The organism is Nonomuraea sp. CA-141351 (assembly GCF_050944675.1).
In the GTDB taxonomy this organism is placed as follows: Bacteria; Actinomycetota; Actinomycetes; order Streptosporangiales; family Streptosporangiaceae; genus Nonomuraea.
Genome location: NZ_CP191982.1, coordinates 12,612,835 through 12,637,622 on the forward strand (window position 1 = coordinate 12,612,835; position 24,788 = coordinate 12,637,622).

Sequence of the window (24,788 nt, forward strand, 5' to 3'; positions counted from 1 at the left end):
GGCGCGGTCGCTCCCCAGCCTGCGCACCACCCACCGCTCGGTAGGGTCCGCCCTACCGTCAGAGGGGGAGTACGGACCCGAACCGCTTGATGGTCCTGATGATCGGCGCGGTCTCGATGTGCCCGATCGCGGGCAGCGCACCCAGGCTCTCGGTCAGGTAGCGGTAGAACGCCGCGTCGTCGTCGCACACGACGGTGGCGAACAGGTTGGACGGGCCCGTCGTCGCGCCCACGAACGCGACCTCCGGGTGCCCGGCCATCGCCTGCCCCGTCTTGTCCAGTTCGGCCGGCGGCACCGACATCCACAGCTGCGCCTCCACCCGCTTGCCCAGCAGCGCGGGCAGCGCGTCGAGATGGAAGAAGATCGCCCCCGCCGCGCAGAGCTGCTCCATGCGGCGTCTGACCGTCGACTCCGACCAGCCTGTCACCGCCGCCAGGTCCGCGTAGCCCGTACGGCCGTCCCGCGACAGCGCCTCCAGCAGTGCGTCGTCGCCGGGACCCAGCGTGATCGGCTCGTCCCCGCCATGACCGGTGAACACGCGCCCGGCCGCCAGGGCCGCCACCTGCTCGGGCGACAGCGCGGCCGGCCCCACCCAGCCGACCCGGCCGCCGACGAACATGTGCAGCCTCCTGTGCGCCGTGACCGACAGCACGCGGTCCGTCCGCGCCAGCCTGCCCAGCAGCAGCGACTGGCGCTCCTTCGCCGTGCGCTGGGTCGCGCTGCAGGAGATCTCGGTGCCGCCGGACAGCAGGTGCACCCAGAACGTGTCGGAGCGCCGTCCGAGCGCCTCGGCGATCGAGACCGCCGCGTCGGGCGTGCACTGCAGCCTCAGCACCCATGACTCGTAACCGAGCCGATGCCCGTCCACGGCGCCGACCACCCGTGCCATGCCGCTGGAGCGCAGCCGCCGGTAGCGGCGGGCCACCCGCTGGTCGGACACGCCGAGCACCTCGCCGATGCGGCTGAACGAGGCCCGCCCGTCCACCTCCAACGCGTGCAGCAGCCCCCGGTCCACCTCGTCCAGCTCGATGTTTTCCACCATTACAGGCTATCTCGCGTGAAAAATCGCCAAGATCTCCGCTTCCGCTGGCGAATACCCGCAGACATGGCCGACCGTGGTCGCCATGACCCAGACCTCCGAAGCGACGGGGACCAACTGGTGGCCCCTGGTGGCCGCCTGTCTCGGCGCCTTCATGCTCCTCGTCGACGTGACCATCGTCATGGTCGCCCTGCCCGAGATCACCACCGATCTCCGCATGACGTTCACTGACATTCAGTGGCTGCTGGACGGCTACGCGCTGGCTCTGGCCGCCCTGCTGCTCGCCGCCGGCTCCTTCGCCGACCACGCCGGGCGGCGCAGGGTCTACCTGGGAGCGCTTGCCGTGTTCGCGCTGGCCTCCCTGGCCTGCGGCCTGGCGCCCACCGGCGGCGTGCTGCTCGCGGCCCGTGTGCTCCAGGGCGTGGGCGGGGCCGCCATGATGGCCACGACCCTGGCCCTCGTCAGCGCCGGCTACCACGGCAGGCAGCGCGGTATCGCGTTCGGCATATGGGGCGGCGTCAACGGCGCCGCCGCGGCCGTCGCCCCCGTGCTCGGCGGCCTGCTCACCGAGCACCTGCACTGGCGGGCCATCTTCCTGGTCAACCTGCCCATCAGCCTGGCCGCCATCTGGCTCACCCTCCGAACGGTCGAGGAGTCGCGCCTGCCCGGCAAGGGCCGGCTCGACTGGCCGGGCATGGTCACGTTCACGGTTGCCGCGGGCGCGCTCACGTACGGACTCATCGAGGCGGGGCAGCACGGCTGGACGACGGCGCAGGCGCTCGTGCCGCTGGCCGGGGCGGCGGTGGCGCTGGCGGCCTTCGTCGTCATCGAGACCCGTAGCGACCATCCCATGCTGGACCTGCGGTTGTTCGCCAACCAGTCGTTCAGCGGGATCATGACGGGGGCCACGCTGCTGATGCCGGCCGCGTTCGCGTGCATGGCCTTCACCTCGATCTGGCTGCAGGGGGTTCTCCGGCTCGGCCCGGTGGACGCGGGGCTGGCGCTGACGCCGATGGCCGCCACCTCCCTCGTGGTCTCGGTGGCCGTCTCCCGCCTGTTCCCCCGGCTGTCTGCCCGCGCCGCGATCGGCTGCGGGCTGCTGCTGATCGGCGCGGGCGCGTACCTCCAGGGCACTCTCGACCAGCACTCGACCTGGACCGCGCTGGCGCCCGGCCTGGCCGTGACGGGCCTCGGCGTTGGGCTGGCCATCCCGTCGCTCAACTCCGCCGCCATGATGTACGTGCCGCCGCAGCGCGCGGGCATGGCCGCGGGCGCGGTCAACACGGTCAGGCAGCTCGGTTACGCGCTCGGCATCGCCGTGCTCGGCATCCTGTACCAGGGCGACCTGGCCCCGTACGCGGCGCTGAACGACGTCTACCGGGCGAGCGCCGTCACCGGCCTGGTCGCGGGCCTGCTGGTGCTGGCCGTGGTCCGTTCGAGCAGAGCCAGGTGAGCCGCCCCGAAGTAGATCAGCCTGCGGCGGCCGGTGAGGACGGGGAACGGGATCTGGCGCCTGACCTTCCACTCGGCCGCTGCTTGGCGGTCCTCGGGAACCGCGACGAGCACCCGGACGCCGGCGGCAGCGAGCTCGTCGCGGCGCCGGATGAGGTCTTGGACGTGCCTGTTGCAGACCGGGCACGACGTCGACCGCATGAAATAGACGAGCACGGCATTGTCGCCCTGGTAGTCGGACAGGCGGACGGTGCGGCCGTCGGTGTCCTCCAGCACTACGTCGGGCGCGGGTGATCCGGTTTCGAGCATGGCGGAACTCCCCTTCAATTCGGGTGGTGGAAATACGGTCCGTTCAGGTCAGGCGCTGGTGGTTCCGGCCTCGTGCGGGCCGCCGGTCGCGTCGGTCTTCGCGCCCAGGCTGAGCCGGACCGTGCTACGTGCCCGGTGCAGCTGGGACTTCATCGCGGCGTTGCTCAGGCCGAGCACCTCCGCGACCCTCCGGCCCGGGTAGCCCAGTACATCCCGCATGATCAATACTCTGCGCTGAACGTCCGGCAGCTCCCTGATCGCCTGCGCGACGAGTTCGGCTTCCAGGCGCCGGATGACCTCGTCCTCGGCCGAGGTCACCAGACCGGCGCCGCCCTCGTCATAGCCGTCGAACAGCAGTCGAGCGCGGCGCAGGCACTCGTTCCGGACGATTCTGAACATCCACGATGCCAGCGCCCCGGTGGCGCGCAGTGAACCGATCTTCCGGTAGAGAATGATCAGCGCTTCCTGCGCGGCGTCCTCGGCATCCTGCGGGGACGCACAAAGATGCTCCGCGAAGCGCCGCACGTGAGGATGAGCGCCATGGACCACCGCTGTGATCGACTCTCGATCACCAGCCTGTGCGGCCTCGATGAGCCGCGTGCTCGCCCAGCCGGCACTCATCCGAATCTCCTCCCCAGCGTGACCGTCACCCCATAAGAGGCCCCCACACCGCGAAAGGATTCACCGTTCCAGGACCGACCTCTCCGGCGCACCCCTGCGACGTGCAGGTGGCGTGGAAGAAGCAGTAAGAACCCCACGGCGGACGTGGGGGAATCCCCGGCGTGTTCACGCCGGGGAGGAAGTCACTTGTCGTACTCGTACGCCCCCGCGTCGACTGCGCCGTCGCTGCCGTCGATCGCCCGGCCGGTCACGTCCATGTCACTGAACTTCGTGACGCCGAGATCGATGGCGGGGCTGCCGGCACGCAGGCTCAGCGGTTGCTCCGTGTTCGTGAGGTCGAACAGCGGGTCGGCCGTGACGTTGTTCGTGCCGCCCATCTGGTGCTGCTGGGCGCCGAAGAACACGTTGTGGTGGCTGTCGGTGACGTTCGGGCCGTAGGCGGTCTTCTTCACGGCCTGGATGACGTTCTGCGACATCGACAGGTGGGCGTTGGTGCAGCCGGCGTCGCAGACCACGCCCTGGGAGTCGGCCTGGGTCAGGTACACGCTGTTGTTGCGGAACACGGTGCCCAGCACGGGTCCGTTCGGCTCGGGCTCCTCTCCCGGCTCCTGCGGGCCGCGGGTCACCAGGGCCGCGCCGGTCTGAGGGCCGGTGATCACGTTGTACTCGAAGACGTTGCCCGAGGTGCCGTCGGGGTCGACGGGGCTGCCGTCCTCGTTGACGTCCCTGCTCGTCCCCAGCTCGGTGAAGGTCTCGTTGTCCACCGCGATGTTGTGGTGCACGCGATTGTGGGAGCCGAGGAAGATCTCCACGGCCGCGCCGTCCATGCCGTAGTCGTAGCTGAACGCGATCGAGCCGCGGATCTCGTTCCAGCCGATGTTGGAGCTGTCGCCCTGGACGAGGATCGCGAACGCGCCCGAGTCGTCGTTGCCCGGCTCCTCGGTGAGCGCGCTCATGTGGTTGTTGTCCACGAACTCGTTGGCCGTCACCGCGGTGTAGAGCGCCTTGGGCGCGATGTAGACGCCGGCCGCGGCGCCGGTGATGTAGTTGCGCTCGATGACGTTGTCGTTGCCCGTCACCTTGACTCCGGCCCACTCGCAGCGGCCGTCGTCCTGTGGCAGGCCGACCTGCAGGTTGTAGACCTGGATCTGGGAGCCCTCCAGGCTCACGCATGCCTCGGTGTGCCCGGCTACGATCGGTCTGGCGTTGCTCGTGCCGTAGGTGTCGACGGTGATCGGGGCGTCGGGAGTGCCCGATTCGGTGATGCTGAGCTGCTGCCCCTTCCACGTGCTGCCACGCTTCAGCAGCAGCTTGGAGCCGGGCGCCAAGGTCGCCGCCGACGCCTTGGTGAGCGTCTTCCACGCGGTGGCCTCCGAGGTGCCGGCGGCGGAGTCTTTGCCGCTGACGGAGTCCACGTAGTAGACCGCGGCGGCCGCCGATGCGCTGTCCGTCGCCATGGTCGTGGCGAGGGTGGTGGCAGCGAGCGAGAGCGCCGCTGCCGTGGCGCCGGTCCGCAGGTTCCAGCCTGACATTCAGCCTCCAGAACTGGCCGGGGCTCCGTCACGCAACGAAGATCATCCCCAGCTTGCGGCTGCCACCTTAACCGGCCCCTGTCGAAAAGTCGCTATTTTTCCTGACTTAATTCCTGGCCTTTAAGTCCCCGCTCGGAGCGGCACCACGTTCCCAGTCGCCCCGCTCCGCGGCAACGCGAACCAGGTCGCTTTACCGACCAGGTCAGGACGTGTGACGTAGCGCTGGGGATGGCAGCCGTAGAAGCCGTCGGAGAGCCTGGCGATGATCCGCAGCCCGCGCCCGTGCTCGGCCTGCACGTCCGGCGGCGACGGCTGCGGCAACAGCGGACTGCTGTCCACGACCACGCACATGATCTCCTTGGCGTCGATGTGCAGGGCCAGTTCGTACGGGCCGTCGCCGTACATGAGGGCATTGGTGATCAGTTCGCTCACCATGAGGACGGCGTCGTCAACGAGATCCGAACAAAGGGAGAGTGCCGACAATTCTTCGCGGATGATCACTCTCGCGTGGCCGACGGTCTGGGCGTCATCGCGCAGCGGCCACACGTACTGCATCCGGCTCCGGCGAGCTGATCGCAGCGTGGTCATGGCATCTCTTTCCTGTGCTTCCCGGGCTTCCCGGACCGAAGGGCAGCGAATACGCGTTTCGCTCAACAAGAGGACCTGCCTATGGGTTGACGTACACGGCTGTCGAAACGTGTACGCACGAAGAAGGCTTTTGGGTCGAATCTTCGGCGAGAAATCGCAATTCTTTTTAACAGGCGCCCGAAACGACGGGTATGGGCAGTGCCATGAGCAGTGCTGACGAGAACACGTCCAAGAACGACCCCCAGCCACGCCCCGGCGCCGCCCGCCGGCCGGGCAAACGCGGGGAGCCGCCGCCGAAGCCCAAGCCCGCCGGGATGAAGGCGCTGGAGCAGGCGCTGTCGAAGGCGGGCAAGGAGTTGAAGGACCTCACCTGAGCCCGGACGCCGGGTCAGCGGGGCGGGGCGGCGGCGAGCAGGGACCAGAGGCGGGCCGGGGTCAGGGGGACGTCGGTGATCTGGTCCGCGATCTCCGGGAGGGCGGCGGCGACCGCGTTGGCGATGGCGGCCGGTGGGCCGATCGTGCCCGCCTCCCCGACGCCCTTCATGCCGCCCGGCGTCACTGGCGAGGGCGTCTGCAGCATCACGACCTCGATGTCCGGCACCTCGCGCGTCGTCGGCAGCAGGTAGTCGGTGATGGGCTGGCCTTCGGGGGTGTAGACGATCTCCTCGGTCAGCGCCATGCCGATGCTCTGGGCCACGCCGCCGCAGATCTGGCCCTCCACCACGGCGGGGTTGACCAGCACGCCCGCGTCGTTGACCACCCAGTAGCGCTCCACCTCGACGGCCCCTGTCTCCGGATCCACGGCCACGGCGGCCGCGTGCGCCCCATAGGCGAACGTGTAGCCGGCCGGGTCGTGGCTGACCCGTTCCTCCAGACCGGGTGAGACGCCGTCCGGAAGGTCCCAGCCGCGCCACGCCGACGTGGCCAGCTCGCGCAGGGTGATCGACGCGGCCGGGTCGCCCTTGACCCGTACCGCGTCCTCGGCGATCTCCAGGTCGTCGGGGGAAGCCTCCAGCCGGTGCGCGGCGAGCGCCACGAGCTTGCCGCGGAGCTGGTCGGCGGCCCGGATGAGCGCCCCACCTCCGACCGCCAGCGAGCGGCTCGCGATCGACCCGATCGACGAGTACGGCGTGGCCGCCGTGTCCCCCAGCACCACCCGGACCCGCTCGATCGGCACCCCCACCCGGTCGGCCGCCAGCTGGGCCAGCGCCGTCTCGATGCCCTGCCCGATCGACACCACCCCGGACGACACGACCACGGACGCGTCCTGCTCCATCCGCAGGACCGCCGTCTCGTAGCCGGCCGCCTGGATGTCGGTGGCCTTGAGGTCCATCGAGGGCCCCATGCCGGTGCTCTCCACGTGGCAGGAGTATCCGATGCCGCGCCTGCGCCCGTCGGACTTCTCGACGGGCGTGACCAGGTCGCGGAGGGTACGCAGGGCGAGCGGGTAGTCGCCGGAGTCGTACCGCTGGTAGACGCGCGTCGTGTACGGCAGCTCGCCGGGCCCCAGCATGTTCCGCAGCCGCAGCTCGACCCGGTCGATCCCCAGCCTGCGTGCCGCCTCGTCGATCAGCCGTTCCCTGGTCAGGCTGCCCTCCGGCTGGCCGAAGCCGCGGTAGGAGCCGGTCGGCGTGGTGTTCGTGACGACGCCGCGCACGCGTACCGCCACCCGGTCGAACCGGTACGGCCCGGGCAGCAGCGTGGCCGTCACCGCGAAGGTCGCCGCGCCCACGTTGGAGGGATGGGCCCCCATGTCACCGATCACGTCGGCGTGCAGCGCCAGGAAGCGCCCGTCGTCGTCGAGCGCCAGCCGCGCCCGGTGCACGGCCGCCCGCGCCGGCAGCGTGGCGAACAGCCGGTCGCCCGGCGACTCCGACCAGCTCACCGGCCGGCCCAGGCGCATCGCGGCCAGGCAGATGAGGGCCTCGTCGGGATAGACGTGCTCCTTGCCGCCGAACCCGCCGCCCGTGTCGCCGCTGATGACGCGTACCCGTCCGTGGGAGAGCCCCAACGCGTCCGCCAGGTGCTCGCGCACGTGGTGGGGCGCCTGCGAGGAGACGTGCACGGTCAGCTCGTCGCCGGCGTACGAGGCCACCACGCCGCGCGGCTCCATGGGGTACGGGGAGACCCGCCCCATCGTGAACGTCATCTCGACGACGTGCGCGGCCTGCTCGACGAAGGAGGCGCAGTCCGCGTCGCCCAGCGTGAAGTCGGTGACCACGTTCGTGCCCCACTCCGGGTACAGCAGCGGCGCCCCGTCCTCCAGCGCCCGCTCCGCCCCTACCGCCGCGGGCAGCTCGTCCAGCGAGAGATCGACGACCTCGGCGGCGTCCCTGGCGGCCTCGGGGGTGCGGGCGACGACGACCGCGAGGGGCTGACCGGCGTACCTGATGGTGTCGTCCAGCACCCGGTACGACGTCATGCGCTGGCCGGGGGCCAGGCTCACGCAGGGCAGGCGCAGGTCGGCGGCGTCGGAGGGGGTGATGACGTCGAGCACGCCCTCGACCGCCCAGGCCGCCTTGGCGTCGCAGCCGACCAGCCGTCCGTGGGCGATGGGGCTGCGCACCACGTACGCGTGGGCCGTGCCGGGCAGCCGCACCGCACCGACGTACCTGCCTTTCCCGGTCAACAGCCTGGCGTCTTCCCGTCGCGGCGTCCTAGCGCCGACATAAGGCTCACCCATGGTCCCGATTCTGAGCGCCCCTCGCCGACCTGTCGACGACCACCACAGCAGAGGCGCCATCGCCCAACCCACCGCAACCCGTCCCCCTCCCCGCCAATGGACCGCGACCGGGAAGGGGACCGACGGTGGGCTCACACGACTTCGAAGGCCGCCATCATGGCCATGTCCTCGTGTTCGAGGTTGTGGCAGTGCAGGACGTACCGGCCGCGGTAGTCGGTGAAGCGGGTGACGATCTCGACGGTCTGCGCGTCCCGCAGTTCGACGGTGTCCTTCCACTCGGGCGGCCCCTTCGGGCGCTCGCCATTGACCGTCAGCACCTGGAAGTGGTCGAGGTGCAGGTGGACCGGGTGGGCGACGTCGCTGCTCAGCCGCCAGACCTCGATGTCACCGAGCTTGGGCCTGGCCTCCATCCGCTTCGGGTCGAACGGCTTGCCGTTGATCAGCCAGCCCATGCCCCCGTTGCTGAACTCGAAGTCCCGCGTCACCTTGGCCTTGCCGGGGTCGAGCGCCTCGACCGTGGACAACCGCGAGGGCACGGATGATTCGTCGGTCTCGTCCCGGTCCACGGCGAACCGCAGCACCTTGCCCTGCGCGCCCTCCCCCTCCAGGTTCCGCAGTTCGACGTACTGCCCCAGTTTGTACGCGGCAAAGTCGATCACCACATCGGCCCGCTCACCGGGGGCCAGCCGGAGCTGCCGCACCGTGCGAGGCTGCGCCAGCAGCCCGCCATCGGTGCCGATCTGGATCATCGGCCCACCGGTCGCCAGCTCGTACGTCCGGGCGTTGGAGGCGTTGCACAGCCGCAGCCGGTACCGCGCTCTGGAGACCCGCAGCTCCGGCCACGGCGCCCCGTTGACCAGGATCACGTCCCCCAGCACGCCCCCCATGTAGGCCTCGAGCACCCCGGGCCGGCCCTGCAGCCCCGGATACAGCATCGTCCCGTCGGCGGCGAACGACCGGTCGCAGATCAGCAGCGGCAGGTCGCGCTCCCCGGTCGGCAGCGGCAACGCCTCCTCCTCCGCGTCCCGCACCAGGAACATCCCGGCCAGACCGCGCCAGACCTGTGGCCCCGTGTAGTCCATGCGATGGTCGTGGTACCAGAGCGTGGCGGCCCGTTGATCCAGCGGGAAGACGTACTCGCGGGACGCCCCCGGCGCCACCAGGTCGGTGGGGAAGCCGTCGGACTCCGGCGGGTTGTGCCCTCCGTGCAGGTGCAGGACGGTCGGCTGGCCGAGCTGGTTGACCAGCTTCACCACGGTTCGCCGCCCGCTGCGTGCCTCGATGGTCGGTCCGGGGAACGTGCCTCCGTACCCCCAGATGCCGGTGCGCAGGCCCGGCAGCAGCTCCACCTCGGCCGCGCGTTCGGTCAGCTCGTAGAAGTCGGCCCCGCCCGCGCTCCGCACGGGCTTGGCCACCTCCGGGACCGGCAGCGGCACCGCGAACGGCTTGGGCAGCGGCGCCTTGCTGGCCAGGAGCTGCGGCTGCGGGGTGCCGGCGATCAGCGAGCAGCCGGGCGCCCCGGCCGCCACCACCGCGCCCAGCCCCAGCAGCCGCAGCATGTCGCGTCGCGTGGGGGTCATGGCCGGGACATGATCCGGCCGAGCTGCGCGACGCCCCCGCCGAACAGCAGCACCCCGAGCGGCACGTGCACGACCTTCACCCCGGCTTCGCCGAGAATCGCCGCCACCACCGTGAACGCCACCAGCAACGCGGCCGGAGCGATGAACTGGCCCTTCCCTCCGCCGGGCCACCGGACCAGGATCGCGGCGACGAGATGCGCCACCCCCAGGGCGAGCAGGGCGATCGCCGAGGCCATGTGCAGCGCGCGCCCGCCGGGCGAGGAGAGCAGCAGGCCCGCCGTCACCGACTGGAACAGCAGCGCGACGACGTGCAGGACCACCACGGCCCTGAGCACCTGCATGGGCCAGGTCGCCGGCCGGGCGGCGAGCGTGTGCTGTGCGGTCATGATCTGTCTCCCGAGAGTGCTCCCGCGGCGAATGCCTCCCCGCGTCCGGTGGTGATGAGGGTCTCCGCGCGTTCCGTGGCCACGATGGCGCCGAACGCGCAGAGCCGTACCAGGTCCTCGTCCGTCCTGGAGCCGCGCCAGGCGGCCACGTCCGCGTCGGTCACCCGGTACGGCGCGAGCGCGGCCAGCAGGGCCAGGCGGGCCCCGGGCCGCTCCCCGGCGGGCACGTCCGCGAGCGGCCCGTCCAGCCAGGCGTTGCCCATCGGCGGGTGCTCCCCGTCCCAGGCCGCGACCGCGCCGGTCACGGCGGCGCGGGCGGACTCCCCGAGCAGCTCGCCACCCGTCCCTGCCACGGCCCGAAGCGCGGCGTAGGCGGTTCCCACGGCCGTGCCCGTGCCCCAGGCCGGCTCCGGCAGCGTGGGCAGGTCCGCGACCAGCGACAGGCTCTCGCCCGGCGACAGCCGCCTGCGCACGACGCGGGCCATCGCCCGGCCGCCCACACTCCTGACCAGGCGCGACTTCTGGAGGTTGGCCGGGAGAAGGTTCTCGGTGAGCAGCGACGAGGCCATGCGGTTGATGAAGTGGAAGGTCAGCGCCGTGCCGATGTGCTCGGGCCCGATCTCCGGCGTTCGGCGCCGCGACTTGGCCCAGGCCAGCAGCTCGGCGTGCCGGGGATCGGCGGGCGTGCCGCCGGCGGCTATGGTCTCCGCCAGCCGGTGGTCGCCGGTCGCGTGCAGCAGCGTCGTGTGCGCGGCCACGCAGAACGGGCAGCGGTTGGCCATCGACACGCCCACCGCCACGATCTCCTTGGCGGCTCTGGGCTCCTCCCCTGCCAGCAGCGACTCGCGGAGCATGGCCCAGGTCGCGGCGAGCACCTCAGGGGAAGGCGAAAGGGTCAGGAAGACGGCCATGCGCGCCATGCCGAAGTCGTCCGCGAGCTGCGCGTAGACCTCGGCGACCCGTCCGGTCGCCGACTGCTCCTCCACCGGGGTGACATAACGGAACTGGCCGGTCATTACCGGCCCCCATCTCGGATCATCTCCATAGCCGGACATCGTGCTCTTCTCCCGGCGCCGGGTCGTCGTGCCCGAGGAGACTCCTCACCTACCACCCTGGGCGCAGGATCGTGCGAAGTACTTCGCCGGGAGTAGCACCGAATTACGACCGGCCGCCGAGGACCGTGTCCAGGCAGAGGCTCTAATGTGCAGGGATGACCTCTCCGCGCGGCTGGCGGCCGCTCGCCCTGGACGGCGCGCTCGCCGCCGTCGTGGCCGCCATGGAAGCGGCCACCGTGCTGGTCACTCCGAAGGCGGGCGCCCTCGACCTCGCCGCCGTCCTGATCGGCTCGCTCTCCCTCGTCGCCTGGCGGCGGGCGCCCCTGGTGTCGCTGCTGCTCAGCACCGCCTGCATGCTCGTCTACTCGGTGCACGCCCAGCCGGGCCCACCCGCCTCGTTCCCCGTGCTGCTGTCGGTCTTCGGGTCGGTACGGGCCGGCCACCGGCTCCTGCCCGCGCTGGCGAGCGCGGTGTTCCTGGGCACCAGCCTGGCGGGGAGCCTGGCCACCGCCGGCGAGCGGAACCCCCAGGACATCGTCACGGCAACGACGTTGCTGCTCGGCTGGTTCCTGGCCTCGGGCGTGACGGCGACGGTCGCCAGGCACCGGCAGGCGTACGTGGAGCAGGCCGAGCAGCGGGCAGCCGAGGCCGAGCGCACCCGCGAGGAGATGGCCCGCCGTCGCGCGGGCGAGGAGCGGCTCAGGATCGCCAGGGAGCTGCACGACTCGCTCACGCACAGCATCTCGATCATCAAGGTGCAGGCAGGGGTGGCCGTCCACCTGGCCCGCAAGCGCGGCGAGGAGGTTCCCGCCGCGCTGCAGGCCATCCAGGAGGCCAGCGGCGACGCGATCCGCGAACTGCGCGCCACGCTGGAGGTGCTGCGCGACGACTCCGACGACGGCGAACCGCAGGCCAGCGGCCTCGACCGGCTCGACGGCCTGGTGGAGCGGGCGCGCTCGACCGGACTGCCCGCCACGGTGACGATCTCGGGGGTACGCAGGGAGCTGCCGCCCGAGGTGGACCGGGCCGCGTACCGGATCGTGCAAGAAGCCCTCACCAACGTCTCCAGGCACGCGGGCGGGGCGGCGGCGTCGGTGCGCATCGACTACGGCGGCGACGAGCTGGTCGTGCAGGTGGACGACGACGGACGGGCGAGCAGGGACGCGCCGCCCGTGCCCGGCGTGGGCCTGCTCGGCATGCGCGAGCGGGTCACGGCGCTCGGCGGCCGGCTGCGGGCCGAGCCCCGCCCGGAGGGCGGCTTCACCGTACGCGCGGAGCTTCCGCTCGGCGCAGAGCTTCCACTGGGGGAATTGACGTGATCCGCGTGCTGCTCGTGGATGACCAGGCACTCATCCGCGGCGGCTTCCGCGCGCTGCTGGAGGCCGAGGACGACATCGAGGTCGTGGCCGAGGCCGCGAACGGCGAGCAGGCCATCGCACTCGCCCTCGAGCACCTGCCGGACGTGGCGCTCATCGACGTGCAGATGCCGGTGATGGACGGCATCGAGGCCACCAGGCGCATCGCGGCCGACGAGCGGCTGAGCGAGGTCCACGTGGTGATCCTCACCAACTACGGCCTCGACGAGTACGTCTTCAACGCGCTCAGAGCGGGCGCCGGCGGGTTCCTGGTCAAGGACACCGAGCCCGCCGACCTCCTGCAGGGCGTCAGGGTCGCTGCCCGGGGCGACGCACTGCTGTCGCCCGCCATCACCCGCCGCCTGATCGGCGAGTACGTGGCCCGCCGCCCATCGCCGGAGCCGGAGGGCGTCGACGTGCTCACCAACCGCGAGCGCGAGGTGACCGCCCTGGTCGCCCGCGGCATGTCCAACGACGAGATCGCCGCGCACATGGTGATCAGTCCGACCACCGCGAAGACGCACGTCAGCAGGGCGATGACCAAGCTGGGGGCGCGTGACCGGGCGCAGCTGGTGGTCTTCGCTTACGAGTCGGGGCTGGTCACTCCGCGTCGGGCCTGAGGGCATGTGGTGGAATGAGGCGTGAGCATCATTTCGCGCGGTTTCCACGGGCGGCGCAGACCGGACAGCGACCGGCTGCCACCTGGGCAATACCTGGTAGACGACTTCCCTGTGCTGTCCGCCGGGCCGACGCCGCGGGTGCCGCTCGACCGGTGGGAGTTCACCATCGACACGGAGGCGGAGCAGACCCACCGGTGGTCGTGGGAGGAGTTCCTGGCGCTGCCCATGGAGACGCCCACGGTCGACATCCACTGCGTGACCAAGTGGTCGAAACTCGACACCACCTGGGAGGGCGTCTCGCTGGACGTGTTCTTCGAGAACGTCGAGACGGCCGCCGAATACGCGCTGGTCTACTCGTACGGCGGCTACACCACCAACCTGCCGCTGGAGGACCTGCTCGACGGCAAGGCGTGGATCGTGCACAGCTTCGACGACGAGGACCTGGAGCCCCGGCACGGCGGCCCGGCGCGGCTGATCGTCCCGCACCTGTACTTCTGGAAGTCGGCCAAGTGGGTACGCGGCATCCGCCTGCTGAACGACGACTGGCCCGGCTTCTGGGAGACGGCCGGCTACCACAACTACGGCGACCCATGGCGCGAACAGCGCTACGAGGGCGACTGAGGTGCCGCCGCGCCTGGCCTGGCGGGCCGCCGAGCTCGCCGGGATCGACAACGAGACCGCGACCGCGCGCACGCTGCGGTTCCGGGTGCCGGGCTGGCCTGGGCACCTGGCGGGGCAGCACGTGGACGTACGGCTGACGGCCGACGACGGCTACACCGCGCAGCGCAGCTACTCGCTGGCCGCGCCCGCCGACGGCGACCTCATCGAGCTGACCGTGGAGGCCTTTCCCGACGGGGAGGTCTCGCCGTACCTGACCGAGGTGATCGAGGTCGGCGACCAGGTCGAGATCCGCGGCCCGGTGGGCGGCTGGTTCGTCTGGCGGCCGGAGAGCAAGGCGCCGGTGCTGCTGGTCGGCGGCGGGTCCGGCATCGTGCCGCTGATGGCCATGATCAGGGCGCGCAGGCAGGCGGGCAGCCGGGTGCCGTTCCGCCTGGTCTACTCGCTGCGCGACCAGGACCGCCGCTACTACGCCGAGGAGCTGCGCCGCCCCGACCCCGGGCTCGACGTCACGTACATCTACACCAGGTCCGTGCCGCCCGAGACATCGCGCCCGGCGGCGCGGATCATGCTGGACGACCTGGCCGAGAGCGGCTGGCCCGCGACCTTCGAGCCCGACTGCTACGTGTGCGGGCCGACCGGGTTCGTGGAGGCGGCGGCCGATCTGCTGGTCGCGCTGGGGCACGCCCCCGAGCGCATCCGAACCGAACGTTTCGGCCCTACCGGGGGGAGCTGACATGACCGCGGAACATCTCGACGGCAACGCACTGGCCGGTCCGCTCAGCGAGATCTTCGCCGTTGACGTCACCGCCGCCACCGGCCGCTGCGCCGGCTGCGGCCTCACGGGCCCGGTCGCCTCGCTCCGCGTGTACGGCCCGGAGCCCGGCCTCGTGGCCCGCTGCCCCGGCTGTGACGAGGTGATCCTGAGGCTGGTACGCGGCCCCGGCACGGCCTGGCTCGACCTGCGCGGCACCGTGTCACTACGCGTGGATCTGCCGGACTGACGGGGTTCCCTCCGCACCAGGGTGCCCGGGTGGGTACACTCGGGCACGTTCAACCGGCCGAGATCTGTACGGCGAGGCTCTTGGCCATGGGCGGCGGCCCTCGGCCCCATCCCTCTGGAGTCACGTGAGCAGCGGGCTTGTCGACGCGCCGCCTACCGAGCCGAGCGCGCCACCACGGCGTCGCCGCCGCTGGCTGCGCTGGGTGATCGCGGTCACCGTGACCGTCGTCCTCCTGGTCGCGGGCGTCGCCGTGGGCGTGCTGGCGAAGCTGAACGGCAACGTCAAGCACATCGACGTCACCGACGACGACCTCGGCGCCACCCGCCCGCCCAAGGTCGCGGGCACCGCCATGAACGTCCTGGTCGTCGGCTCCGACCAGCGCGACGGCAAGAACGCCAAGTACGGCCACCACATCGCGGGCGAGCGCACCGACACGATCATGCTGGTCCACGTGTCGTCCAAGCGCGACAACGCGATGGTCGTCAGCTTCCCGCGCGACTCGCTCGTGCAACTGCCCGCCTGCCGCGCCACCGGCACCCTGCCGGGCCAGCGACCGCACCTCGGCATGATCAACGAGTCGTTCAACTCCGGCGGCATCGCCTGCACCTGGAAGACGATCGAGTCACTCACCCACATCCGCATCGACCACTTCGTGAAGGTCGACTTCACCGGGTTCAAGAGCATGGTGAACGCCGTCGGCGGCGTCGAGGTCTGCCTGCCCGAGCCGGTCAACGACAAGAAGGCCCTGCTGCGCCTGCCCGCCGGGCGGCAGACGCTCAACGGCGAGCAGGCGCTCGGCTACGTCCGCGCCCGCTACAGCATGGGCGACGGCTCGGACATCGGGCGCATCCAGCGGCAGCAGATGTTCATCGCGTCGATGGTCAAGAAGGCGATGAGCGGCGAGACGCTCACCGACCCGGCCAAGCTGCTCGGCGTTCTGGACGCCGGCACCAAGGCGGTGACCACCGACCGCGGCCTGACCTTCGGCGTCATGAAGGACCTCGCGACCAGCCTCCAGGGCCTGAACGTCGGGCACATCCGCTTCATCACCACCCCGTGGCACTACTCGCTCACCCAGCCGGGCCGGGTCGAATGGGTGCAGCCGCAGGCCGGGCGGCTGTTCCAGATCGTGGCCAAGGACGAGAGCGTCCAGGGCGTCAAGGGCGGCCAGGCCAAGGTGGGCCGTACGAACATCCAGATCGAGCTGCGCAACGGCACCTGGCGCAGCGGCCTCGGCACCCAGGTGGCCGCCGCCCTGGAACAGCGCGGCTACCACATCACCAAGATCGGTGACTCGGCCCGCAAGCCGCAACCCAAGACCACCATCCTGTACGCGCCCAACGGCGAGACCCGCGTGCCCACGCTCACCGACGACCTGCTCTCCGCCGTCACCCGCAAGGTCGCCGCGGCACGTACCAACCGGCTGGTGCTGGTGATCGGCGACGACTGGAAGGGCCTGAAGCCCCTGCGCGCCGACGACACGGAGGCCATCAAGGGCTTCGACGCCACTCACGACACCTGCGCCGCCTGACCACGGGTCACAGGGCGTCGGAGAGGCCGCCGCCGTCTATGGCGGTGAAGCCGGCGTCCTCGATCAGCGGCAGCACCGCCTTCTTGGCCCCGTCGTCGTCGCCCCAGTAGGGCATGTCGGCCCGCGAGCCGCCACGCTGCCCCGCCGTGCCGAGCTTGAGCAGCTCCCGTGGGTACTTGGTGTTGAATGTGCGCACCAGACGCACTCCGGCGCCCAGCACGTGCTGCTGGTACTGCGGGCTGGTCAGTCCGCCGGGGACCGCCAGCACCACGGACAGGCCGTCGCGCTCGGCGATCGGGTTGCTGGGATCGACGACGATCTTGCCGGTGAGCGCGCCCCCGAGCTCCGCCACCACGACCGGGAACGCCTCCCAGCCCACCGCCATGATCACGACGTCGCCGTACCGCGTGGCTTCGAGAGGCGTGCCGCCCTGAGCGAGGCCGTCCGCGGCCAGGGTGGCCGCCTCCACCCGGGCAGGGTCGGCGTCGCTGAACAACACGTCGTGCCCGGCCATCGAGAGCAGGCGTCCGAGCGGCACGCCGAGCCTTCCAGCACCCAGGATTCCCACACGCATGCCTTGATCACCTCGAAACCGGGAACTGCCCAGAGGGGCTGGTGACATTCCTCCCCAGGGCAGGTGTTCGCCACGCGACGAGGAGTGAGCCATGCGAAGAGCACCGAGAACCCGGCGATGGCCCTCGACGCGGTGGTCAAGGAGGTGCCGCGGGTGAGGCCCGTCGTCCATGAGGCGCCGAGGCTGCTCGACGCCCCGCTCGAACCGGGTGGGTACGAGGTCCCGGCCTGATGGTACGCCGGACCGTACATCCCGCTCGTGCACCGCGACCCCGCCGCCTTCTCCGAGCCCGGGGAGTTTCGCCCGGAGCGCTTCCTTGACGGGCCCCAGAACAGGGCCCGGATGCCGTTCGGCGGCGGGCGGCGCTTCTGCGCCGGGGCGCAGCCACCCCCCTGCTGGAGATGCGCGTCATCATCAGCGAGGTACTGCACCGCCTGGAGCCCACGGCGCCCGATCAGGCGCCGGAGGCCAGGCGGCTGAAGAACGTCACCCTCGCACCCGCGAAGCTGACCCGCGTCATTGCGCGCGCTCGGACTCCTGCTCGGACGCGGTAGGCGGGTAGATCTCCTCGTGGCGCGCGTCGGCGCCGAGCTCCTCGCGGAGCCTGTCGTAGTCGATATTGTGGTTGGTGTACTTCAGCTGGCGAGCGACCTTCGTCTGCTTCGCCTTGGCTCTTCCTCGGCCCATGGCTACTCCCTAGTCCCCGCTGTCATGCTATCCAACAACGTTACGACTTGAAGAATTATGCAACTGCGCTGGATTAGTCTGGGCTATATGCACGTGGAGGTCTACCAGGCCAAGGCCGACTTCTTCCGAACGCTCGGCCACCCCGCTCGCATCCGAGTGTTGGAGCTACTCCAGGAAGGGCCACTCCCCGTCAGGGACCTGCTGGCCCAGATCGACATCGAGCCCTCGAGCCTCTCCCAGCAGCTCGCCGTCCTGCGCAGGGCCGGGATCGTGAGCGCGATCCGCGAGGGCAGCACCGTCGTCTACACGCTGGCCACCCCCGAGCTGGCCGACCTGCTCGGAGCCGCCCGCCGAATCCTCACCGACATGCTCGCCGACCAGGGCGAACTGCTGGCGGAGCTGCGAGCCGAGGTCACCTGACGAGCGCCCGCCGCACGTGCTTGGGATACCAGGCGGTGAAGACGGCGGGCAGGACGAACGTGAGCACCTTGATGGCGATGACCAGCGTCGTCGCATGGGGTGAGACGTTGAGGACGAGCGCCAGGGAGACCGCGGCGACGGTGAAGGCCACCGCCCAGACCGTCGTGATGACCGCGTTGACCCGGTAGAACTGCGGGGTCTCCCAGACCTCCTTCGGCGTCATCGTGCGCGCGATGCCCAGCGTGAACGGCTTGCGGATGGCGAGCGAGCCCCACGCCGTGCCCGCCAGCCAGACGTTGACCAGGGCGGGCCCGTACGGCGTGAGCGGCGAGTGCGGGTCCAGCAGCGACAGCACCGTGAGGCAGGCGAAGAACAGCGCCGCGCTGGTCTCGATCACCATCTCGTCCCAGGCCTTGCCCGCCCGGCGGTCGACGAGGACGAGGACGAGAGCGATGACCAGGCCGGTGATGGCGCCCCAGCGCCACTCGTCGCTGGTGGCGATGACCGCGTAGACGATCCAGGGCAGGAAGCCGAGCAGGCCGCGCATCGTGGGGGTGTCCTTTCACATTCCATTAGTGACAGGTCGAAGGTAGAACTTCCTCTGTCGATATGTCAACATAGGAATATGAGCCTTCGACATGCCGTGCTGGGACTGCTCTCCGAGGGGCCCGCGAGCGGATACGACCTGATGAAGATGTTCGACATCTCGCTGTCGAACGTGTGGCCCGCCACGCAGAGCCAGCTCTACGCAGAGCTGGGCAAACTAGCCGATGCGGGTCTCGTGGACGTGTCGGCGGAGGGGCCGCGCGGCCGCAAGGAGTACGCGATCACCGAGAACGGCCTGGCCGAGCTGCGCCACTGGATCACCGAGGTCGAGCCGGCCAGAGTCCTGCGCAGCGACATGCTGCTCCGCGTGTTCTTCCTGGCCCAGGTCTCGCCCGAGCAGGCCCGCGCGTACCTCCGCCACCAGGCCGAGCATGTCGGCAAGCAGCTGGAGCACCTGGAGGGCATCCGCGAGTTCCTCGAGAACCGCGAGGACAACCTCTCCGTGTACGGGCGGATGACCCTCGAATACGGCCTCCGCCTGGGCAAGGCGCAAGTGGAGTGGGCCGAATGGGCGGAAGGCCAGATCCGTTAGGCTCTGGCCCATGGTCTCCGAGCTGTTCGATCCCAAGGCGTGGCAGGCGGTCGAGGGATTCGACTTCACCGACATCACCTACCACCGGGCGGTCGACCAGGGCACGGTGCGGATCGCGTTCAACCGTCCCGAGGTGCGCAACGCGTTCCGCCCGCAGACCGTCGACGAGCTCTACCGCGCGCTCGACCACGCCCGGCAGACCACCGACGTGGGCTGCGTGCTGCTCACCGGCAACGGCCCCTCACCCAAGGACGGCGGCTGGGCCTTCTGCTCGGGCGGCGACCAGCGCATCCGGGGCAAGGACGGCTACCAGTACGCCGACGGCACACCGTCGACCGGCCGCCTGCACATCCTGGAGGTGCAGCGGCTCATCCGGTTCATGCCCAAGATTGTGATCTGCGTGGTGCCCGGCTGGGCCGCGGGCGGCGGCCACAGCCTGCACGTCGTGGCGGATCTCACATTGGCCAGCGCCGAGCACGCCCGCTTCAAGCAGACCGACGCCGACGTGGCCAGCTTCGACGGCGGCTTCGGCTCGGCCTATCTCGCCCGGCAGGTCGGGCAGAAGTTCGCCCGCGAGATCTTCTTCCTCGGCGAGACCTACACGGCGGCCGACGCGCACCGCATGGGCATGGTCAACGCCGTGGTCCCGCACGAGGAGCTGGAGCGGACCGCCCTGGACTGGGCCCGCAAGGTCAACGGCAAGTCGCCGACCGCGCAGCGGATGCTCAAGTTCGCCTTCAACGCGATCGACGACGGGCTGGTCGGGCAGCAGGTGTTCGCGGGAGAGGCGACGCGGCTGGCTTACATGACGGAGGAGGCGGCCGAGGGGCGCGACTCGTTCCTGGAGAAGCGCGAGCCCGACTGGTCGCCGTTCCCCTGGCATTACTGATCGCCGGCTTCCCCCGGCCGTGCGGGGACCGGGGCATCCCGAGGCGCGAATAAGGAGAGGCCCCGGTCCGGCGCTTGCGGGCAGACTGGGGGCATGAGGATCAAGGTGCCGGCGGCGTTGACCGAGTCCCACGTGAAGTACGACGGGGAGGCCGGGCGCGTCTGGTCGGCCGGGCTGCCCGCGCTGGGCGAGCGTTACCTGGAGGAGTGGGGGCTGCGGCTCGACGGGGAGCCCAGGCACGGCGTGGTGTCCCTCGTGCTGCCCGTCGTACGCCAGGACGGGACGAAGGCCGCGCTCAAGCTCCAGCCCGTCACCGATGAGAACGCCACCGAGGCGCCCGGGCTGCGGACCTGGGCGGGCGACGGCTCCGTGCTCCTGCTCGACTCGGACCCCGAGACCGGCACCCTGCTCCTCGAGCGGCTGGAGGCGGACCGGTCGCTCTCGAGCGTGGCGGACGACGTGGAGGCGCTGGGCATCCTCACCGAGCTGCTGGCGCGCCTGGTGGCCTATCCGGCGCCGGAGGGCATGCGCCGGTTGGGCGACATCGCGCAGGCCATGCTGGACGACGTGGACCAGGCGCTGAAGAGTCTGCCGCGGGAGCGGGACCGCCACTGGATGAAGTCGTGCGCGTCGGCGGTCTCCGAGCTCGTCTCCGAGCCCGGCGACCGGCTGCTGCACTGGGACCTGCACTACGACAACGTGCTGGCCGCCGACCGGGAGCCGTGGCTGAGCATCGACCCCAAGCCGCTGGCCGGCGATCCGTGCTTCGACCTGTGGCCCGCCCTGCACAACCGATGGGAGGACGTGGCCGGCGACGTGACACGGGGTGTGCTGCGCCGCTTCGACTTCATGGTGGACCGGCTCGGCCTCGACTCCCAGCGGGCGGCCGGATGGACGCTCGGCCGGATCCTGCAGAACGCCCTGTGGGACGTCGAGGACGGCGAGAGCGAGCTCAAGGAGGTCGACCTCGCCATCGCCGAGGCCGTACGTCAGCGCATCTGAAGGACGATCTTCCCCTGGCCGTGGCCGGCCTCGATCTCCCTGTGCGCCTCCGCGGCGTCCTCCAGCCGGTACGTCCTGCGTACCGCGAACGTGAAGGCGCCCTCGGCGATCAGGGCCGCGTAGCGCCCGAGCCGCTCGGCGCTGCGTTCGCCCTGGACGACCCGGACGCCCAGCTCGGCCGCCTTGCCGTGCTCGACCAGCGTGACGATCCGGCCGCGGTCCTTGACCAGCTCGATCGAGACCTCCAGCGCGTGTCCTCCGGCCCCGTCCAGCGCCGCGTCCACGCCTCCGGGAGCGAGCGCGCGTACCCGGTCCGCCAGTCCTTCGCCGTAGGCCACCGGGATGGCACCGAGGTCGCGCAGGTAGTCGTGGTTGACCTCGCGGGCGGTGCCGATCACTGAGGCGCCGCGCCGCCGGGCGATCTGCACGGCCGCCGTGCCCACGGACCCGGCCGCGCCGTGCACGAGCAGCGTCTCGCCATCCGCGAGGCCGAGCCCGTCGATCGCGAGCTCGGCGGTCTGCACACCCGAGGTCAGCCCGCCGGCCACCTCCCAGGGCACCCCCGCGGGCTTGGGCGCCACGCTCGCCCCCGGGACCACGATGTACTCGGCGTACGCGTTCAGGAGGGAGAACCCGAGCACCTCGTCCCCTGCCGACACCTCGGTGACCCCCTCACCCACCTGGTCGACCACGCCTGCGAACTCGTTGCCGGGAACGCGCGGGAAGGGGGCTGAGGACATGTACGGCGGCAGCCACCCCGCCCGTACGGCCGCGTCGAACGGCTGCACGCCGGCCGCCCGCACCCGTACCCGTACCTCTCCAGGACCCGCCTGCGGCGCGGGCAGCTCCATCAGCTTCAGCACCTCGGGGCCGCCCGGCTCGGCGAAGGCGGCCGCTCTCATCACTTCAGTCATGGGCGCCAGCCTGCAACCTCAACCGAAGTTGAGGTCAAGTGGCGCAAAACGGCAGACTTATCGGGAACTTTCCGCTTTAGTCGCGCTTTATCTGTATATAGTCCGTCAGGACGTCAATGGGGGATCGGCTGACCGAGGCGGGATGACCGAGTTCTTAGACACCGTACTGAGCTTTCCGACTGTCATTTTCACTTTCCTGCTCGTGGTGGTCATCGGCTATTGGCTGACCGTGATCACCGGGCTGTTCGACCTGGAAGACGACGCCGCCTGGCTGGGCCTCGGGGGAGTCCCCGCCGGGATCGCGCTCTCGCTGTTGATCGCACTGGCCTGGCTGCTCTGCCTCATCGGCAGTGTGGTGGCGAGTGGCGGCCTGCTGATCGCCGTCCCTTTCGCCGCCCTGGGCGGGGCCTGGCTCGCCATCCGTGGCCTGCTGGTTCCGCTGCGCCGGCTGCTCCCTGAAGGGGATCGCCACTCGCGTGGCGACTTCGTCGGCCAGATGTGTGTGATCCGCACCGGCGCGGCCACCCCCGACTTCGGCCAGGCCGAGGTCACCGCCGCCGACGGCTCGTCCGCGGTCGTGCAGGTACGTACGACCGGCCAGGACCGGCTGGCCCGCGGCGACAACGCACTCATCTTCGAATACGACAAAGACGGCGAATTCTTCTGGGTCATGCCGTACGAAAGTGAGCACTGATGGACATCATCTCCACCGGCTTCGGCGTATTTCTCGCCGTCATCCTGGTCATCGTGATTGGCCTGCTCCTCGTCATCGGCCGCCTTTTCCGCAAGGTGGAGCAAGGTAAGGCGCTGATCGTCTCCAAAGTCAACAAGGTGGACGTCACGTTCACCGGCGCCGTGGTGCTGCCCGTCGTCCACAAGGCCGAGATCATGGACATCTCGGTCAAGACCATCGAGATCGAGCGGACCGGTCGCGAGGGCCTGATCTGCCGGGACAACATCAGGGCCGACATCAAGATCACGTTCTTCGTCCGGGTGAACAAGACCGCCGAGGACGTCATCAAGGTCGCCCAGGCCATCGGCACCGCCAGGGCCAGTGACGAGACGACGCTGCAGGAGCTGTTCAACGCGAAGTTCTCCGAGGCGCTCAAGACAGCCGGCAAGCAGCTCGACTTCGTGGACCTCTACACCAAACGCGACGAGTTCAGGGACCAGATCGTCCGGCTCATCGGCACCGACCTGAACGGCTACAGCCTCGAGGACGCCGCCATCGACTACCTCGAGCAGACCTCGCTCATGCAGCTCGACAAGAGCAACATCCTCGACGCGCAGGGCATCCGCTAGATCACCGAGCTGACGGCGATCGAGCACGTGCGCACGAACGAGTTCCGGCGCAACGAGGAGAAGGAGATCACCCGCCAGAACGTGGACGCCCGCGAGGCCATCCTGGAGCTGCAGCGCCGCCAGGCCGACGCCGAGCTCAAGCAGCGGCGGGAGATCGAGACCGTCAAGGCCCGCGAGGAGGCGGAGATCGCCCGGGTGCAGGCCGAGGAGCGGCTGCGCGCCCAGAGCGCGAACATCAAGGCCGACGAGCAGCTCGGCGTGCAGAACGAGAACCGCGCCCGCGAGGTCGCGGTCGCCGAGAAGAACCGCGAGCGCGTGATCGCGATCGAATCCGAGCGGATCGAGAAGGACCGCCTGCTGGAGGTCATCGCCCGCGAGCGGGAGACCGAGCTGTCGCGCATCGCCAAGGACAAGGAGGTCGAGACCGAGAAGCGCTCGATCGCCGAGGTCATCCGCGAGCGCATCGCGGTCGACAAGACCGTGGCCGAGCAGGAGGAGAGCATCAAGCGGCTGCGCGTGGTCGAGGAGGCCGAGCGCACCCGCCAGCAGGTGATCATCGCCGCCGAGGCCGAGGCCCAGGAGAACCTGGTCAAGGACATCAAGGCGGCCGAGGCCGCGGAGGCCGCGTCCAAGTTCAGGGCGCGCGAGGAGCTGGTGCTCGCCGAGGCCAGGCAGCAGGCCTCCGAGCTGGAGGCCCGGGCCAAGATCCGGCTGGCCGAGGGCGTCCAGGCCGAGTCGGCCGCGGCCGGGCTGGCGCAGGTGCAGGTCAAGGAGCGCGACGCCGAGGCCATCGAGAAGGTGGGCCGCGCGGAGGCGCTGGTGCTGAAGGAGAAGCTGGCCGCCGAGGCCGAGGGTGCCAAGGCCATGGCCCTGGTCGAGGGCGACCGGATCAAGGCGCAGGCCGAGGGTGAGCAGGCGATGGCGCTGGCCGGGGCGGCCGCGGTGGGCGAGAAGCTGAAGGCCGAGGCCGAGGGCCTCACGGCGAAGGCTGCCGCGATGGCGGCGCTGGACGAGGCCAGCAGGGGGCACGAGGAGTACCGCCTGCGCCTGGAGGCCGACAAGGAGATCAGGCTCAAGCACATCGACGTGTCGCGGCAGGTGGCGGAGTCGCAGGCGAGCGTGCTGGCCGCCGGGCTGGCCAAGGCGAACATCGACATCGTCGGCGGCGACACGATGTTCTTCGACAAGGTGGTCGGCTCCATCACCGCCGGCAAGGTGGTCGACGGCTTCGTGGACCACTCCGAGGTCGCCGGGGCTCTGGTCTCGCCGTACGTCAACGGCTCGGCGAGCCTGGCGGCCGACCTGGCGAGCGTCATCGGCGGCGTGCGTAGCGAGGACATCAAGAACCTGACCGTCTCCGCCCTGCTCATGCGGCTCATCCAGGACGGCGGCCCGCAGACGACGGCGCTCGGCGAGCTGCTGGAGACCGCCCGCAGGCTCGGCGTGGCCGACTCCCCGGTGGCCGCGCTGGCCGGGGTGAAGGGCTGAC

Annotated in this window: 28 protein-coding genes and 1 pseudogene; 16 read left to right on the plus strand and 13 right to left on the minus strand. The window is 70.5% G+C overall.

Features of this window, described 5'->3' with window-relative positions; translation table 11 throughout:
* Positions 1-58: 58 nt before the first annotated feature.
* Positions 59-1,042 carry an Lrp/AsnC family transcriptional regulator gene (locus ACQPWU_RS59350; RefSeq protein ID WP_433435859.1) on the minus strand — a complete coding sequence of 328 codons (984 nt, stop codon included), beginning with the start codon at positions 1,040-1,042 and terminating at the stop codon, positions 59-61.
* An 82-nt stretch (positions 1,043-1,124) separates the two neighbouring features.
* On the opposite strand from ACQPWU_RS59350, the gene ACQPWU_RS59355 reads away from it, so the two are divergent.
* Positions 1,125-2,492 carry an MFS transporter gene (locus ACQPWU_RS59355; RefSeq protein WP_433435860.1) on the plus strand — a complete coding sequence of 456 codons (1,368 nt, stop codon included), beginning with the start codon at positions 1,125-1,127 and terminating at the stop codon, positions 2,490-2,492.
* On the opposite strand, the gene ACQPWU_RS59360 is transcribed toward ACQPWU_RS59355, so the two are convergent.
* The 4 genes from ACQPWU_RS59360 to ACQPWU_RS59375 all read right to left on the minus strand — a co-directional run bounded on the left by ACQPWU_RS59360 (position 2,414) and on the right by ACQPWU_RS59375 (position 5,541).
* Positions 2,414-2,800: a peroxiredoxin family protein gene (locus ACQPWU_RS59360; RefSeq protein ID WP_433435861.1), complete on the minus strand. Its 387-nt coding sequence runs from the start codon at positions 2,798-2,800 to the stop codon at positions 2,414-2,416. The two genes, ACQPWU_RS59355 and ACQPWU_RS59360, sit on opposite strands and share 79 nt — an antisense overlap.
* A 48-nt stretch (positions 2,801-2,848) precedes the next feature.
* Positions 2,849-3,421: an RNA polymerase sigma factor gene (locus tag ACQPWU_RS59365; protein WP_433435862.1), complete on the minus strand. Its 573-nt coding sequence runs from the start codon at positions 3,419-3,421 to the stop codon at positions 2,849-2,851.
* Positions 3,422-3,603: 182 nt separating this feature from the next.
* On the minus strand, positions 3,604-4,953 hold the full coding sequence (locus ACQPWU_RS59370) for a choice-of-anchor Q domain-containing protein (protein WP_433435863.1): 1,350 nt from the start codon (positions 4,951-4,953) through the stop codon (positions 3,604-3,606).
* A gap of 120 nt (positions 4,954-5,073) precedes the next feature.
* A complete protein-coding gene (locus ACQPWU_RS59375) occupies positions 5,074-5,541 on the minus strand; it encodes an ATP-binding protein (protein WP_433435864.1) in 468 nt (155 codons plus the stop codon).
* 203 nt (positions 5,542-5,744) lie between these two features.
* On the opposite strand from ACQPWU_RS59375, the gene ACQPWU_RS59380 reads away from it, so the two are divergent.
* A complete protein-coding gene (locus ACQPWU_RS59380) occupies positions 5,745-5,915 on the plus strand; it encodes a hypothetical protein (protein WP_360686057.1) in 171 nt (56 codons plus the stop codon).
* Positions 5,916-5,929: 14 nt separating this feature from the next.
* Here ACQPWU_RS59380 and ACQPWU_RS59385 read toward each other — a convergent pair whose 3' ends face one another.
* The 4 genes from ACQPWU_RS59385 to ACQPWU_RS59400 form a co-directional block, all read right to left on the minus strand.
* Complete coding sequence (locus ACQPWU_RS59385) at positions 5,930-8,224, minus strand: xanthine dehydrogenase family protein molybdopterin-binding subunit (RefSeq protein ID WP_433435865.1); 2,295 nt, start codon at positions 8,222-8,224, stop codon at positions 5,930-5,932.
* A 131-nt stretch (positions 8,225-8,355) separates the two neighbouring features.
* Positions 8,356-9,804 carry a multicopper oxidase family protein gene (locus tag ACQPWU_RS59390; protein WP_433435866.1) on the minus strand — a complete coding sequence of 483 codons (1,449 nt, stop codon included), beginning with the start codon at positions 9,802-9,804 and terminating at the stop codon, positions 8,356-8,358.
* On the minus strand, positions 9,801-10,190 hold the full coding sequence (locus ACQPWU_RS59395; protein WP_433435867.1) for a hypothetical protein: 390 nt from the start codon (positions 10,188-10,190) through the stop codon (positions 9,801-9,803). Before ACQPWU_RS59395 ends, ACQPWU_RS59390 begins: the two co-directional genes overlap by 4 nt.
* Positions 10,187-11,206 (minus strand): carboxymuconolactone decarboxylase family protein, encoded by a 1,020-nt coding sequence (locus ACQPWU_RS59400; RefSeq protein WP_433435868.1) that lies wholly within the window; start codon positions 11,204-11,206, stop codon positions 10,187-10,189. The genes ACQPWU_RS59395 and ACQPWU_RS59400 overlap by 4 nt, the downstream gene beginning before the upstream one ends.
* Positions 11,207-11,400: 194 nt before the next feature.
* On the opposite strand from ACQPWU_RS59400, the gene ACQPWU_RS59405 reads away from it, so the two are divergent.
* From ACQPWU_RS59405 to ACQPWU_RS59430, 6 genes are all read left to right on the plus strand, one after another.
* Positions 11,401-12,564: a sensor histidine kinase gene (locus ACQPWU_RS59405; protein ID WP_433435869.1), complete on the plus strand. Its 1,164-nt coding sequence runs from the start codon at positions 11,401-11,403 to the stop codon at positions 12,562-12,564.
* On the plus strand, positions 12,561-13,220 hold the full coding sequence (locus ACQPWU_RS59410; RefSeq protein WP_433435870.1) for a response regulator: 660 nt from the start codon (positions 12,561-12,563) through the stop codon (positions 13,218-13,220). The genes ACQPWU_RS59405 and ACQPWU_RS59410 overlap by 4 nt, the downstream gene beginning before the upstream one ends.
* Positions 13,221-13,241: 21 nt before the next feature.
* Positions 13,242-13,841: a sulfite oxidase-like oxidoreductase gene (locus tag ACQPWU_RS59415; protein ID WP_433435871.1), complete on the plus strand. Its 600-nt coding sequence runs from the start codon at positions 13,242-13,244 to the stop codon at positions 13,839-13,841.
* Between the two features lies 1 nt (position 13,842).
* Entirely contained in the window at positions 13,843-14,574 is a 732-nt protein-coding gene (locus tag ACQPWU_RS59420; RefSeq protein ID WP_433435872.1) for a ferredoxin reductase, read from the plus strand.
* A 1-nt stretch (position 14,575) separates the two neighbouring features.
* Positions 14,576-14,842: a DUF6510 family protein gene (locus ACQPWU_RS59425; RefSeq protein ID WP_433435873.1), complete on the plus strand. Its 267-nt coding sequence runs from the start codon at positions 14,576-14,578 to the stop codon at positions 14,840-14,842.
* 124 nt (positions 14,843-14,966) lie between these two features.
* Positions 14,967-16,373, plus strand: coding sequence for an LCP family protein (locus ACQPWU_RS59430; protein WP_433435874.1), 1,407 nt, complete (start codon positions 14,967-14,969; stop codon positions 16,371-16,373).
* A gap of 7 nt (positions 16,374-16,380) precedes the next feature.
* Here ACQPWU_RS59430 and ACQPWU_RS59435 read toward each other — a convergent pair whose 3' ends face one another.
* Positions 16,381-16,947 carry an NADPH-dependent F420 reductase gene (locus ACQPWU_RS59435; RefSeq protein WP_433435875.1) on the minus strand — a complete coding sequence of 189 codons (567 nt, stop codon included), beginning with the start codon at positions 16,945-16,947 and terminating at the stop codon, positions 16,381-16,383.
* Between the two features lie 84 nt (positions 16,948-17,031).
* Between ACQPWU_RS59435 and ACQPWU_RS59440 the strand changes: the two genes are divergently transcribed.
* Together ACQPWU_RS59440 and ACQPWU_RS59445 are read left to right on the plus strand one after the other, a co-directional pair.
* On the plus strand, positions 17,032-17,178 hold the full coding sequence (locus ACQPWU_RS59440) for a hypothetical protein (protein ID WP_433435876.1): 147 nt from the start codon (positions 17,032-17,034) through the stop codon (positions 17,176-17,178).
* Positions 17,179-17,205: 27 nt separating this feature from the next.
* Positions 17,206-17,427 (plus strand): cytochrome P450, encoded by a 222-nt coding sequence (locus ACQPWU_RS59445; protein ID WP_433435877.1) that lies wholly within the window; start codon positions 17,206-17,208, stop codon positions 17,425-17,427.
* 36 nt (positions 17,428-17,463) lie between these two features.
* Here ACQPWU_RS59445 and ACQPWU_RS59450 read toward each other — a convergent pair whose 3' ends face one another.
* The gene (locus ACQPWU_RS59450; RefSeq protein WP_360686020.1) at positions 17,464-17,634 is read right to left on the minus strand and encodes a DUF3073 domain-containing protein; all 171 of its coding nucleotides are present in this window, start codon (positions 17,632-17,634) and stop codon (positions 17,464-17,466) included.
* An 87-nt stretch (positions 17,635-17,721) separates the two neighbouring features.
* Between ACQPWU_RS59450 and ACQPWU_RS59455 the strand changes: the two genes are divergently transcribed.
* Positions 17,722-18,054, plus strand: coding sequence for an ArsR/SmtB family transcription factor (locus ACQPWU_RS59455; RefSeq protein WP_020542962.1), 333 nt, complete (start codon positions 17,722-17,724; stop codon positions 18,052-18,054).
* Here ACQPWU_RS59455 and ACQPWU_RS59460 read toward each other — a convergent pair.
* Positions 18,047-18,601, minus strand: a complete 555-nt coding sequence (locus tag ACQPWU_RS59460) for a hypothetical protein (protein WP_433435878.1) — start codon at positions 18,599-18,601, stop codon at positions 18,047-18,049. The two genes, ACQPWU_RS59455 and ACQPWU_RS59460, sit on opposite strands and share 8 nt — an antisense overlap.
* Before the next feature lie 78 nt (positions 18,602-18,679).
* Between ACQPWU_RS59460 and ACQPWU_RS59465 the strand changes: the two genes are divergently transcribed.
* The 3 genes from ACQPWU_RS59465 to ACQPWU_RS59475 all read left to right on the plus strand — a co-directional run bounded on the left by ACQPWU_RS59465 (position 18,680) and on the right by ACQPWU_RS59475 (position 21,083).
* Positions 18,680-19,192 carry a PadR family transcriptional regulator gene (locus tag ACQPWU_RS59465; protein ID WP_433435879.1) on the plus strand — a complete coding sequence of 171 codons (513 nt, stop codon included), beginning with the start codon at positions 18,680-18,682 and terminating at the stop codon, positions 19,190-19,192.
* A gap of 10 nt (positions 19,193-19,202) precedes the next feature.
* Positions 19,203-20,081 (plus strand): 1,4-dihydroxy-2-naphthoyl-CoA synthase, encoded by an 879-nt coding sequence (locus tag ACQPWU_RS59470; RefSeq protein ID WP_433435880.1) that lies wholly within the window; start codon positions 19,203-19,205, stop codon positions 20,079-20,081.
* A gap of 93 nt (positions 20,082-20,174) precedes the next feature.
* The gene (locus tag ACQPWU_RS59475; RefSeq protein ID WP_433435881.1) at positions 20,175-21,083 is read left to right on the plus strand and encodes an aminoglycoside phosphotransferase family protein; all 909 of its coding nucleotides are present in this window, start codon (positions 20,175-20,177) and stop codon (positions 21,081-21,083) included.
* Here the strand turns inward: ACQPWU_RS59475 and ACQPWU_RS59480 are convergent.
* Positions 21,071-21,997 carry an NADP-dependent oxidoreductase gene (locus tag ACQPWU_RS59480; RefSeq protein ID WP_433435882.1) on the minus strand — a complete coding sequence of 309 codons (927 nt, stop codon included), beginning with the start codon at positions 21,995-21,997 and terminating at the stop codon, positions 21,071-21,073. The genes ACQPWU_RS59475 and ACQPWU_RS59480 overlap by 13 nt on opposite strands.
* 142 nt (positions 21,998-22,139) lie before the next feature.
* Here ACQPWU_RS59480 and ACQPWU_RS59485 point away from each other — a divergent pair, with 142 nt between their 5' ends.
* The gene (locus ACQPWU_RS59485) at positions 22,140-22,691 is read left to right on the plus strand and encodes a hypothetical protein (RefSeq protein WP_433435883.1); all 552 of its coding nucleotides are present in this window, start codon (positions 22,140-22,142) and stop codon (positions 22,689-22,691) included.
* A pseudogene (locus tag ACQPWU_RS59490) lies at positions 22,691-24,787 on the plus strand (flotillin family protein). The gene ACQPWU_RS59485 and the pseudogene ACQPWU_RS59490 overlap by 1 nt, the downstream one beginning before the upstream one ends.
* Position 24,788 lies beyond the last annotated feature (1 nt).

Bases quoted from the DNA above. Each gene is read 5' to 3' on its own strand.
- ACQPWU_RS59425 (WP_433435873.1), top strand. From the start codon at position 14,576: ATGACCGCGGAACATCTCGACGGCAACGCACTGGCCGGTCCGCTCAGC.
- ACQPWU_RS59465 (WP_433435879.1), top strand. From the start codon at position 18,680: ATGAGCCTTCGACATGCCGTGCTGGGACTGCTCTCCGAGGGGCCCGCG.
- ACQPWU_RS59435 (WP_433435875.1), bottom strand. From the start codon at position 16,947: ATGCGTGTGGGAATCCTGGGTGCTGGAAGGCTCGGCGTGCCGCTCGGA.
- ACQPWU_RS59365 (WP_433435862.1), bottom strand. From the start codon at position 3,421: ATGAGTGCCGGCTGGGCGAGCACGCGGCTCATCGAGGCCGCACAGGCT.
- ACQPWU_RS59400 (WP_433435868.1), bottom strand. From the start codon at position 11,206: ATGACCGGCCAGTTCCGTTATGTCACCCCGGTGGAGGAGCAGTCGGCG.
- ACQPWU_RS59370 (WP_433435863.1), bottom strand. From the start codon at position 4,953: ATGTCAGGCTGGAACCTGCGGACCGGCGCCACGGCAGCGGCGCTCTCG.
- ACQPWU_RS59450 (WP_360686020.1), bottom strand. From the start codon at position 17,634: ATGGGCCGAGGAAGAGCCAAGGCGAAGCAGACGAAGGTCGCTCGCCAG.
- ACQPWU_RS59475 (WP_433435881.1), top strand. From the start codon at position 20,175: ATGAGGATCAAGGTGCCGGCGGCGTTGACCGAGTCCCACGTGAAGTAC.
- ACQPWU_RS59380 (WP_360686057.1), top strand. From the start codon at position 5,745: ATGAGCAGTGCTGACGAGAACACGTCCAAGAACGACCCCCAGCCACGC.
- ACQPWU_RS59455 (WP_020542962.1), top strand. From the start codon at position 17,722: ATGCACGTGGAGGTCTACCAGGCCAAGGCCGACTTCTTCCGAACGCTC.
- ACQPWU_RS59355 (WP_433435860.1), top strand. From the start codon at position 1,125: ATGACCCAGACCTCCGAAGCGACGGGGACCAACTGGTGGCCCCTGGTG.
- ACQPWU_RS59395 (WP_433435867.1), bottom strand. From the start codon at position 10,190: ATGACCGCACAGCACACGCTCGCCGCCCGGCCGGCGACCTGGCCCATG.
- ACQPWU_RS59385 (WP_433435865.1), bottom strand. From the start codon at position 8,224: ATGGGTGAGCCTTATGTCGGCGCTAGGACGCCGCGACGGGAAGACGCC.
- ACQPWU_RS59390 (WP_433435866.1), bottom strand. From the start codon at position 9,804: ATGACCCCCACGCGACGCGACATGCTGCGGCTGCTGGGGCTGGGCGCG.
- ACQPWU_RS59470 (WP_433435880.1), top strand. From the start codon at position 19,203: ATGGTCTCCGAGCTGTTCGATCCCAAGGCGTGGCAGGCGGTCGAGGGA.
- ACQPWU_RS59350 (WP_433435859.1), bottom strand. From the start codon at position 1,042: ATGGTGGAAAACATCGAGCTGGACGAGGTGGACCGGGGGCTGCTGCAC.
- ACQPWU_RS59375 (WP_433435864.1), bottom strand. From the start codon at position 5,541: ATGACCACGCTGCGATCAGCTCGCCGGAGCCGGATGCAGTACGTGTGG.
- ACQPWU_RS59485 (WP_433435883.1), top strand. From the start codon at position 22,140: ATGACCGAGTTCTTAGACACCGTACTGAGCTTTCCGACTGTCATTTTC.
- ACQPWU_RS59480 (WP_433435882.1), bottom strand. From the start codon at position 21,997: ATGACTGAAGTGATGAGAGCGGCCGCCTTCGCCGAGCCGGGCGGCCCC.
- ACQPWU_RS59360 (WP_433435861.1), bottom strand. From the start codon at position 2,800: ATGCTCGAAACCGGATCACCCGCGCCCGACGTAGTGCTGGAGGACACC.
- ACQPWU_RS59460 (WP_433435878.1), bottom strand. From the start codon at position 18,601: ATGCGCGGCCTGCTCGGCTTCCTGCCCTGGATCGTCTACGCGGTCATC.
- ACQPWU_RS59405 (WP_433435869.1), top strand. From the start codon at position 11,401: ATGACCTCTCCGCGCGGCTGGCGGCCGCTCGCCCTGGACGGCGCGCTC.